General features: G+C 47.0%; 5 protein-coding genes. 3 read left to right on the forward strand and 2 right to left on the reverse strand.

Annotation, left to right across the window (positions count from 1 at the left end; all coding sequences use genetic code 11):
* Positions 1-640: 640 nt before the first annotated feature.
* The 3 genes from QNJ26_18955 (at position 641) to flaF (ending at position 2,421) form a co-directional block, all read left to right on the forward strand.
* Positions 641-1,498 carry a hypothetical protein gene (locus QNJ26_18955; protein MDJ0987627.1) on the forward strand — a complete coding sequence of 286 codons (858 nt, stop codon included), beginning with the start codon at positions 641-643 and terminating at the stop codon, positions 1,496-1,498.
* Positions 1,499-1,646: 148 nt separating this feature from the next.
* Positions 1,647-2,063, forward strand: a complete 417-nt coding sequence (locus QNJ26_18960) for a flagellar biosynthesis repressor FlbT (GenBank protein ID MDJ0987628.1) — start codon at positions 1,647-1,649, stop codon at positions 2,061-2,063.
* A complete protein-coding gene (flaF, locus tag QNJ26_18965) occupies positions 2,029-2,421 on the forward strand; it encodes a flagellar biosynthesis regulator FlaF (GenBank protein MDJ0987629.1) in 393 nt (130 codons plus the stop codon). Before QNJ26_18960 ends, flaF begins: the two co-directional genes overlap by 35 nt.
* A 133-nt stretch (positions 2,422-2,554) precedes the next feature.
* On the opposite strand, the gene QNJ26_18970 is transcribed toward flaF, so the two are convergent.
* Positions 2,555-5,032, reverse strand: a complete 2,478-nt coding sequence (locus QNJ26_18970; GenBank protein MDJ0987630.1) for a tetratricopeptide repeat protein — start codon at positions 5,030-5,032, stop codon at positions 2,555-2,557.
* Positions 5,033-5,063: 31 nt separating this feature from the next.
* The coding region (locus QNJ26_18975; protein MDJ0987631.1) for a tetratricopeptide repeat protein at positions 5,064-11,123 on the reverse strand (6,060 nt) is incomplete at its 5' end.

Raw genomic sequence — 11,123 nt, forward strand, 5'->3', positions numbered from 1 at the left:
TCTCGCCAGAACCATTCCAGGTTTTAAGGCATCAATTTTTAGATGGACCACAACAACCTCAAGTATTTTTACTTTGGCGTAATCGGGTATTGGTGCAAAACCGTATGCGTTTGAACCAGTCTTAGGTCGGTTTTTTACAGCCTGTTGTGCTCAATGCGCATGATGCTTTGCATACACCACCTTATCTTCAAATGCAATAATCGCAACGAATTCGGATCCTTTTTTTGACCCTCCCGTTAAATATCCACATTAATTCAATAAATTATATCATTCAAAGCCCAATTCTGCCAGCGGTTAATGAAAAATTTCGACCCAAGATTTTGGATTCCCGCCATGCCTGCCAGCAAGATCAAGTAACTTTCCAAAAGACCGATAATACAGAAAAGGGTGTTGAGGTTAAAACATGCGGTCATGGCGAATCAGCCGTGCTTCAGAAAAGCACCCAAATAGTAAAAAAACTTAAAGTTATCCACTATTTTCCCGATAACAATCTGGTAGCCAAAAAAACAGGGTCTGAAAGGAGGCGGGGCAACATCAGAAAGACCCATTACGGCCACCAAGAAACAATGATTAGCAAAAATTTGATAAACCCAATTGGCAAGAACGCCAAAATCAACAACCTAGGAAAGGAAATTTAATCATGGCACTAAGTACAATTAATTTAACTGCTGGTATGCGGGCCAATTTGTTCAGCCTACAGCAAACGTCCAAGGATTTTGAAGTCACCCAGAAACGCCTGGCCACCGGTCTGCGCGTCAACACCGCCCTGGATGATCCGATCAACTTTTTTGCCGCCCAGGAACATAAATTACGGGCCACCGACCTTGCCGGACGTAAAGACGGCATGTCGGAAGCCATCCAGACCATCAAGGCCGCCAACGTGGGTGTTGAAGGTATCAACAACCTGATTGCCCAGGCCAAATCTCTGGCTCAGTCAGCTCTGTCGGCTACGGCCGCAGATGCCACGATCTTTGCCAGCCAGTATGCAACGGTTATGACGCAGATCAACCGGATGGCTGCGGATGCCAATTACAAGGGCGTCAACCTGTTGCAATCGGGTGAAATGACGGTAGAATTTGCACCGACCGCCGGCGATTCCACTTTAAAACTGACCGGTTTTGGTGACTCCTCAACCAACTTCAACATTAGTGGCTTGAGCTCAGAAGTCACCGCCGGTGGCACCAACTGGGTTACCAGTGGCAACACCACGGTCAATGCTGCCAACATTCAGAGCTCGATCAACAACCTTGAAACCGCTATGGGTGCGTTGAGAACTGAATCCAAGAAGCTGTCCAACAACCTGTCGATCATCACCGCGCGTGAGGAGTTCAGTGCCCAGATGATCAACACCCTAAACGACGGTGCGGCGAAACTCACCGAGGCCGACATGAATGAGGAAGGCGCCAACATGCTGATGCTGCAAACGCGTCAGGCGTTGGGTACGACCTCATTGAGTCTGGCCGGTCAAGCCGCTCAGGGAGTTCTGAGATTATTCTAAATCAGATAGCCGATTTGGAGGGGGAGCGATCCCCCTCCATATCTGACGCCTTATCGCCAATTCTAATCCCGGTCTGATTCAGCGGTTTTTAAAGATCCTATGCTTCTCAGGCGTTAAACGGACAGGCAAATGAACGGACAGTTTAAAAATGGCCCTCAAAATCACCTTAAAACCCAATGAAAAAATGATTATCGGCGGCGCGGTTTTAACCAACGGCAACAGTAAAAATACGGACCTGATCATTGAAAACAGTGTGCCGGTTCTGCGCCAGAAAGATATACTGTGCCAGGAAGATGCAACCTCGTATTGCCGTCAGATATATTTCGTTATCCAGTTAATGTACATCGATTCTGAAAATCTAACCGAGCATCAGCAAGCCTATTGGAAGCTGGTTCACCAGCTGCTTGACGCTATTCCGCGTTTAACCGGTCATATCGACGAAATTAACGAGCATATTCTAATCGGAAATTATTACCGGGCTCTAAAACTGGCCCGCCATTTAATAAACTATGAACAGGAGGTTCTAAAGCATGCAGACCCAGGCCCACTCACTGAAAGCATATGAAAGTGTCGGCAAAGCCACCCAATCCGGTCGCGAAATTGAAGCGGCCGTGCTCACCAAAGCCGCGATAAAACTCAAGGAGTGCCAGGATAATTGGAATGCCCCGGACCGAGATCTGAAATTGGATGAAGCCCTTAAATACAACCAGCGCATCTGGAGTATTTTCCAAAGCGAGCTGTCGCGCGACGATCACGAGATGCCCAAAAAATTGCGTCTCGATATTCTGCGCCTGGCGGCCTTTATCGATAAGCGTATTTTTGAAACCATGGCATTTCCGTCACCTGAAAAACTGAATATCGTCATCAATATCAACAATAATCTGGCTGCCGGGCTAAGAGGATCGCCTGAACAGGCACTTTAGCAATTCATTAAAATGACAAGATGAGCCGATCTCAAGCAGACATCTGATGGTTATCATCAAGAGCAAAAAAAGGCCTCTTTCTCAAGAGGCCGTTTTTAATTTTTTCTATCGCGTTTTTAGCTAACCTTATGAACTAGTCCGCAACAATTTCAATTTGCCGTGGAGCCCTTCCTTCCCTGAATATAGACCACATTTTTTGGTAAGCTGTCTCCAGATGACCGATAAACTCAGGCGTATCAAACAAGGGGGTTGTCAATCGGTTCGCTGACAATTGCATTTTGATGCTTTGACGTTCTGTATGCTGGGAGCCCAATCGAACGGCCAGTTGTTCGTAAGCGTCTAAATCGTCCACGACCAAATCAGATAGTCCGACGGCACCCAGCAAACTGGCTGAAACTCGCGTTGCAAATTGATCCCCCATCAGGGTAATTACCGGTACACCAGCCCACAATGAATCGCTGGTGGTTGTGTGTCCGTTGACAATTCGGGTGTCCAGTGTCAGATCGGACAACTGCAGCCGCGCCAGATGCTCGGCTTTGGGCAATTTTTCGCCAAATACCAGCCGACATGGATCAACGCCTCTGATGCAGGCTTGATGTTGGAGATTATGTGTCGTTGTTTCACCGCCTTTAAACAGCCACAAGACACTGTCTGGAACTTGTTTCAATATGCGCATCCAGCAATCAAACATCAGCGGATCTATTTTATACGGCAAATTAAATGAACTGAACACACACCCTGTCTCCGGCAGCCCCAATTCTTTTTTTGTCCAGATGCGGGCAGCAATTTTTTGATGGTGATCATTGACCTGATAGCTGGAAGGCATAAAAACAAGGCATTCGCTATAAAAAGATGACTGTTCAATCGGCGTGACGATTCTGTCGCTGATCAGATAATCAATGAAATCGGCACCGGTCGTGCCCGGATACCCCAAATAGTGAACTTGAACCGGCGCCGGGCGATGCGCCAGTATGCCCAGCCGGGCCCCTTTTGTATGCCCTTTTAGGTCGACTAAAATATCGACGCCGTCGTCGTAAATCCGACTAGCCGCATCAATATGAGACCACATGTGGATGTCCACAAATTGATCACTTTGTTCACATATTTGTTTTCGATAAACACTGTGATCGTTCGGACCATATGAGTATGTACAAATGTTAAATTTGTCTCGGTCATGAAGACCGAAAAGACTGCGCATCAAATGGGCGGTGGCATGATCATGAAAATCACCGGAAAGATAGCCCACCGTCAGTTTGCCGGTTTTTTGTCGTCGGGATTCAAATGAAAACCCTAATGTTGAATTTGGAAGGGGCTGTGCGCATTTTCGGCACCACAGTCGGGCATTGTCCAGCTGCTGCAGCGGATCTGATTGCCGTGCCATCTGAAGAAAGGGTGGCTCAGCCAGCATGAGGTGATCACGAGTGTCTTGGCGCCTTAACCGGTCGAATCTTTGCAAATAGATCTGCAGCTGTTGCCAATCACAGGCATACTGCAACTCATACATCAGATAACTGTATGCCTCAGTGTAGGCCTGGTTAATCTCAATCGCTTTTTTAAAGCAATCAATGGCCGCGTCTCGCTTTCCCATTTCAGCCAGTGTTAGCCCCATATAATTGTGAGCTTCTGCAAATTCCGGGTGTATGCGGGTGGCTTCGTGAAAATGATCGACGGCTTCGGCCGGGCGATCTAATTCAGCCAGGCATATCCCTAAATTTAAATGCGCTTCGGCATACTGGGGGTGAGCCTGCAGCGATTTTTGATAGCAGGCAATTGCCTCAGGATAATAGCCTTGATCTTTAAGCGCATTGCCCAAATTATTTTGAGCGGCATAAAGACCGGGTTTCAGCTTAACGGCCATTTGGTAATGCGAAAATGCCTGCTCATATAGGCCCTGGCGCTTAACAAGATTGCCTAGATTATTATAGGCCTCGGCCCATTGAGGATGGATACGCAAACATTGGTTTAGACAATCAATGGCATCATCATAGCACCCTTGCTTTTCCAACACGTTGGCTAAGTTATAGTGGGCCTCTAAAAAATTTGGATTGATGCGCAATGCCTGCCGATAGCAGGTTATGGCGTCATTGAATCGCTGCTGCTCTTTGAGGGTGTTGCCCAGATTGTAATGGGCTTCGACACTGTCAGGCTTTAAAGTGATCGCCTGGCGATAGGCGGTTTCCGCACGCTCAAACTCGGCTAATTGATGCAAGGCGATACCCAAGTTAATATGGATTTCAACCAAATCCGGCTTGAACTGCAGCGCTTTATAATAGCTGTCAATCGCCCTCTGGTAGTGGCCGCTGTCGCGCAAAGCATTGCCCAGGTTGGCGTGATAAATAGGCTGATGAGGAATAACGTCGATAGCACGGCTAATTAAATCAATAGCGGTTGTATTATCTTGCCGTTGATGGCAGATCACACCAAGCAGATGCAACGCGTCCGCATGTCCGGGTTTGGCATGCAGAATCTTGCGGTAATCGTTTTCGGCCTGCTCTAATTCACCATGCTGATGAAGTTTTAAACCGCGTTGCAGTATGGCGGACAGATCTATGGCGTCGATCTCCGTTGAAGACATGAGCTTGGAATTCAATTCAAAGGCTTTCTCAGGCATTCCTTTAGTATAAGCGTGCCTAATAATATGATTAATGCGATAAGTTATCAAACGTATCCGGCTGATGGTGCGCCAAATCGGATGATGGGATCTCAGACATGTTGCGGTTCTTATCGTTTAGTTTAATGCACTCGGTGAACAGCTCTATAATCTCCTTATTAACAATATCGCATTCAATTGCCGCCCCGAGCACGAGCAATGCATAGTGTATCTGGTGGGCTGCGATCAGGCTCTGGCCGAGTTCCAGAGAAGGCATTTCCAGAAATTTGCCCATGGACGTATTTTTCTGCTGTTTTAGACCCTCAAGACCTTTTTGTTTTTGATCCGCGCAACAATATGCGGCACTTAAAATAAACCGTGCCGGTGGGTAATCTGGAAACCCGCGCAATAGATTCTCAAGCGTTTTGACAGCGGCTGGTGCATTTCCGCAGTGCAATTCAGCCACTGCGTAGTTATATTGGGCCTCTTTCAGCTCTGGATCATACTTGAGTGCTTTTTGGGCCACATCCATAGCAGCTTCAAAATCTTCGAGTCGACTGTAAACCGTGCCCATATTCACATAAGCGATAGCGGCCAGCTCGGGAAACGGATTTACCGTCAGCAGTCGTTGCCACAAATCCAGCGCTTCCTGGTTACGCTCCAAAATGGTGGCTTGAATCGCCAGCTCCCGCAATGCGTTGACGTCTTCACCCGTCTCAGAGAGCTTTTTTTGACCGATTTCAAAATATATTTCGCCTTTGCGATCCAGTTTGGCTTTATCCAGCCGCCCGTAATGGTGTATCGGAATACCACAATCTTTGATTTTAATGTTTTTTCGATGTAATACCGGATCGACCAGTTCATGTACCGCCCCTTCAAAGCTGATTTGATCTTTGCCATAAAACAGCCGCACCTTTTCACTGGGCAACCAGCCAATGGCAGCTTCTTCTGCCGGGTATTGCCCGTCATTGGGTACCCAGCCGACAAAGTTGGCCAGTGGGTTATAATTACGGGTGGTGATGTTATAAGCAACCGGCGAATTGGGTTTTTGGGCAACAATTTCATTGAAGCGGTCATAATCCAGCGAGGAAATCACTTCATCTCCGTCAAGGATTAAAATCCAATCACCCGAGGCTTGGGAAATCGAAAAATTTCGTGCGGCGGCAAAATCATTTCTCCATTGGTAATCATAAACTTTAGCGCCAAAGGCAATCGCTAAGTCTCTCGACTGGTCCGTAGAGCCCGTATCCACCACAATCATCTCGTCGACAAGGGGTTTAACACTGTGAAGACATCTGGCCAAATACTTTTCTTCATCCTTGACAATCATACATACCGAAACTGGAACCTTTTGCGTGGATTTCTGGATGGTCATGGGCCCCAGTTTTTTTCTGATTTTCAGCGCGGCTGCTAAAATGCCGTCAGCCATACCAAATTTGATAATGGCACTCTCAATCTCAGACATGGCCATTTCATATTTACCCTGCTGGATCAGAAAATCGATCAGCATATATTTGATTTTCTGGTTGTGCGGATAAAGGGCAGCTGCTTCGCGCACAATTGTTTCTGCTCTCTCATAGCTTCCGATTTCGGCAACCAGGCTATGATAATTTGCTGCAATGTCAAGGTCTGTGGGTGCCAGTCGAAAACCTTTCTCAAAAGACGCCAGCGCGTCCTTCTGCCGTTCGGCTTCCAATTGAAGCGTCCCTAAATTCGAATAGGGTTCACCGTAACCGGGATCTGCCTTAACCGCTGCCTGGAAGTGCTTTTCAGCTAGATCGCGATCACCGTTGTGATACGCCAGAATACCCCTTAGGTTTAACCCGGATGCATGTTTGGGATTTAGGGCCAGCAATTGATCGAGGCAGATCTGCGCCGCATTATAATTTGACAGTCCGACTTCAGCATATCCCAGTAATTCAAGCTTTTGCAGATCAGCATGTCCGTTGCTTGGGGGTATTTCATTTAAGGCATCCTTGGCATCTTGAAAACGTTTGGCTGCGATAAGAACTTTTGCCAAAGCGACGTATAAGCGTTTTTCTTCCGGCTGGGTACCGATAGCAGCCAGTAAGGCATCAACCGCTTGATTAACCTGACCTTTCTGACTGATTTCTTTTGCTCCCGTCAACAGCTCGATCGTCTTAAAGGCATTGACATCAGGGTTTTGGATGTCATTCCATTTTTCTCTGTATTTTTTGAGATCTTCGCTAGCGGCCGAAAGTTTCGCACCGCTATTCTTATTGGCTTTATGTCGATCGTAATGGTAGACATACGTATCGGCGGCCACCCAATTCTGATAACCGGCTGCTGCCACACGCTTGCAAAAATCTTCAACAGCCAGCTCGGCCGAAATAAACTTTTCGTCAAAAGATCCGATTTTGACGATTAGCCCATGCCGAAAACCCAGACAGACATCCGATAGTTTAGACGTCCTTACCCTTCTGTGCTGGTTTTGATCAAAAAACGCGGCGGCGTCAGTTTCAAAATCGGTCCGATCAAATTCTTCGGCTTGCAAAACCTGCTGGATCCCTGTCGTTCTATTAACCATTGGACCAATGATACCGGTATTCGGTTCAGATTTGATACCCGTCAAAAATGCGTCAAGCCAGGCGTCCGGCAACACCACGTCATTGTGCATCAGAACAATAAGACTACCAATGGCCTTTGTGAGGGCTCGATTGATGCATGCGGCCCACCCAGCTTTTGGGCTGCAATCGATAAGATGCACATGGTCATTGTTCTCCACAAGTTTTTGCGCCCATTTGCGCATGCCTTTCGTGGTCTCACCATCGATAAGCAGCATTTCATAGGGTTTGGTCGTATGCAATTGAATGCTTTTCACACACTCTTTAATGCGGTTTTGGATACCATCTAGGCTAACCACAATCGAAACAGTGGTTTCGTATTCTGCGTCTAATTTTTCTGATGCTTCCATAATAGGACGAAAGGTGCCGTTTTCAGCGTCTGGATAGCTGTTCTCCTTTAACGTATTTGATTGAATCGATATTTTGTTGTTTTCCCGATCAAGTATAGCGCTTAAATTTCGGCTGGCATCCGCATGGTCCGGCTCCAGCGCTAAAACGCGTCGGTAAAATTCTTTGGCATCATCAAATTTTTCCAGCGCCACACAAATGTGGCCGGTAATGCACAGCGTCTCGATATCTTCAGGATGCTTTGTCAGTATGTTTACATATATTTGCAGGGCATCTTCCACCCTGCCCAGTTCAACAAACAAAAAATCAGCCAGGTTCTTTTTAAAATTGATGTTATCCGGCATCAGTTGAACGGCACGTTCATAGTGAATTTGTGCTTTTTCTTTGTCGCCGGTATGATAAAAAAGAACACCCAGATCATTGTGGGCGACAGCAAAATCCGGAAACTTTTGCAGTAATTCCTCTAAGGCGTTGATAGCTTTTTTCAGATCGCCATTGTTCAGTAGCGGTTGAATTTCATGGTACATTGCTTCAGCAGTCTTATTTTCAAGTGTATTCGTCTTCGTTTGGTTTAATTTTTCAAAATGACCCCCGTCTGCCGAACTTTTTCGCACTCCTGGAAATGTTTTTTCCAATGCTATAATTTGTTGGCGAGCCTCTGTATTTACAGGTTCAATTTGCAATACCTGGTTGAAAAAATCGCGGGCGTCATCGAATTTCTCCAATGCTTTGCAAATCTGCGCGGTGGCCATCAGGGTCTCTACATCCTGCGGATCTGTCTTTAATATGCTGACATATACTTGCAAAGCATCTTCGATCCAGCCCATCTCGATGCAGTAAAAATCTGCCAGGTTCTTTTTAAAATTGATGTTATCCGGCATCAGTTGAACGGCACGTTCATAGTGAAATTGTGCTTTTTCTTTGCCGCCGGTATGATAAAAAAGAACACCCAGATCATTGTGGGCGACAGCAAAATCCGGAAACTTTTGCAGTAATTCCTCTAAGGCGTTGATAGTCTTTTGCGGATCACCGTTGTTCAGAAGCGGCTTGATTTCCTGGTACATTTCTTCAGCGGTTTGCTTATCAGGAAGATTCATCTGCAGGCGCTTTATTTTCTCAAGATTCTCGCGGGCTGTATCATTCGTGGGCTCCAGCTCCAATACCCGTTCATAAAACACGCGGGCATCATCAAATTGATGCTGCGAAACACAGATATGGCCTGTAATCAACAGGGTTTCGACATCTTGAGGATTCGCCTTCAGAATGCTGATATATAATCGTAGGGCATTTTCGATGTCACCGTGCTCGACATAGTAAAAATCCGCTAGATTCTTTTGGAAAATCATATTATCGGGTTCAAGCTGCAGGGCTTTTTCGTAAGACTGATGCGCTTTTTGTTTGTGGCCGGTGTGATAGTACAAAACACCCAGGTCATTGTGGGCCAAGGCAAAATCCGGAAAAGATGATGCCAGGCTCTTCAAGGCATCAATAACTTCTTCAGGCTTTTTATGCTTCATCGTCTCCTGGATATTTTGGTATATGACCTGTGGAGATGTCATCCCTTGATGCGTTTGGTCATTCGACGAGCCAACAAACCGTCGTACCGGCTGATCTTTTAACGCTTTTAAACGATCTATAATTTTATCTGCTGACATTTTCCAGTCCACCTTTGACTTTATAAGATTTGCTGCAATTTGTCCTTTTCGTTTGGCCTCATTAGGGTGTTCGTAAATAAACCTGAGCCGCTCATTTAACTGCGGTTTATCCGGCTCGAGCAACCAGGCCGGCGCACTGAGCTCATAGCAATTTAATTGAATGGGTCTTTTGGTGCTGTCAATGAAATAAACGCTTTCTTCAGAGCAAAAATCGTCACAGGCTCCTCCCCGGGTGACGATCACCGGCAGCCCGCAAGCCATGGCCTCCGCCACCGGCAATCCAAATCCTTCGCCCCGGTAGGGATGCACCAAACAATCGCAGGCGGTATACAAACGCGCCATTTCTTCACCTTTGAATGTGTCGGTCAAATACAGTATTTCAGGTGCTTTCGGATCCTTTTTAATATTTTTGATGAGGTGCGCGGCATTCTGGCCCTTGTAAAACGATTCGCCGCCCATGTCTTTGATGACCAGGCAGACATCATCTTCGCAGGAGAAGGTCTCCGTATAAGCGCTTAATAAAACATCGATGCCTTTGCGCATGATGGTACCGCCGACAAATAAAAATTTGAAAGGCTTCTTCGTATCGAGTGGATACGCAGTCACTTTTGGATTGAACTGGCCGTAATGGATTCCATTGGGAATCACAAAGACTTTGTCGGGTGATACACCGCTGTTCACATAAACATTGCGCACATGATGACTGGGCACCCACAGCTCATCAACGAGGGTCTCCATGGGCTCGACCCAATCTTGGGGCAAAGCGCCGAATTCCCAAGGCTGGATCATGATCCAGTGACCTTCCGGTGGTGGTGTAAAACAAGGCGGCCATTGGTGACGCACATGAAAATCGGCCGCACCAGGCAACGCTTGTTGCAGTCGCTCTTGGATAAGGCCGAATCGGTCCGGATCTTCCTCCGGCCCGTATTCATGCGGTTCATAAGGGATAAGGGAAAGTTCAATATCCTGACGGCCGGCAAGTTCGATGCACAACTCCCGGTTTACCAGCGCCAGGCTGTGGTTGACAAATTGAGACCCCTCCCACCGGATGCGATAGGTCTCATCGGCGATTTCGGCCGGTTTCCCGCTGGGATTGAGTTGGGTTCCAATTTCTTGTAGACGCTTTGCGGCAACGGTGGCGATTTTTTCCCAGGTCCATCGACGCTCAATTTCCTCCCGCGCGTGTTGACCTAATTTTTGTGCTTCATCTGTATTGCCCGCTACCTTTTGCAGTAATTCACTCAGATGTTCTACCGACGGCTCTGCCCATTTTTGTCCACGATAAAAAGCGATCTCAGCACGCTCATCGATTTCAACCAATCCCTTGGTATCAACCAGAAGACTATTATCAGCGTTCATGAAATCAAGGCTAGCGCCCCAGCAAGTGGATATCACCGGAAGGCCACAGGCCATGGCCTCCATTTGAGTTCGTCCCCATCCTTCACCCCGACAAGGCAGGACATAAGCATCAGCTGCTGCGTATAGGCGGGGCATATCCTGCTCATGAAGCTGATCGGTTAAAAC

It is taken from the genome of Desulfobacterales bacterium (assembly GCA_030066985.1).
Classification (GTDB): domain Bacteria; phylum Desulfobacterota; class Desulfobacteria; order Desulfobacterales; family JAHEIW01; genus JAHEIW01.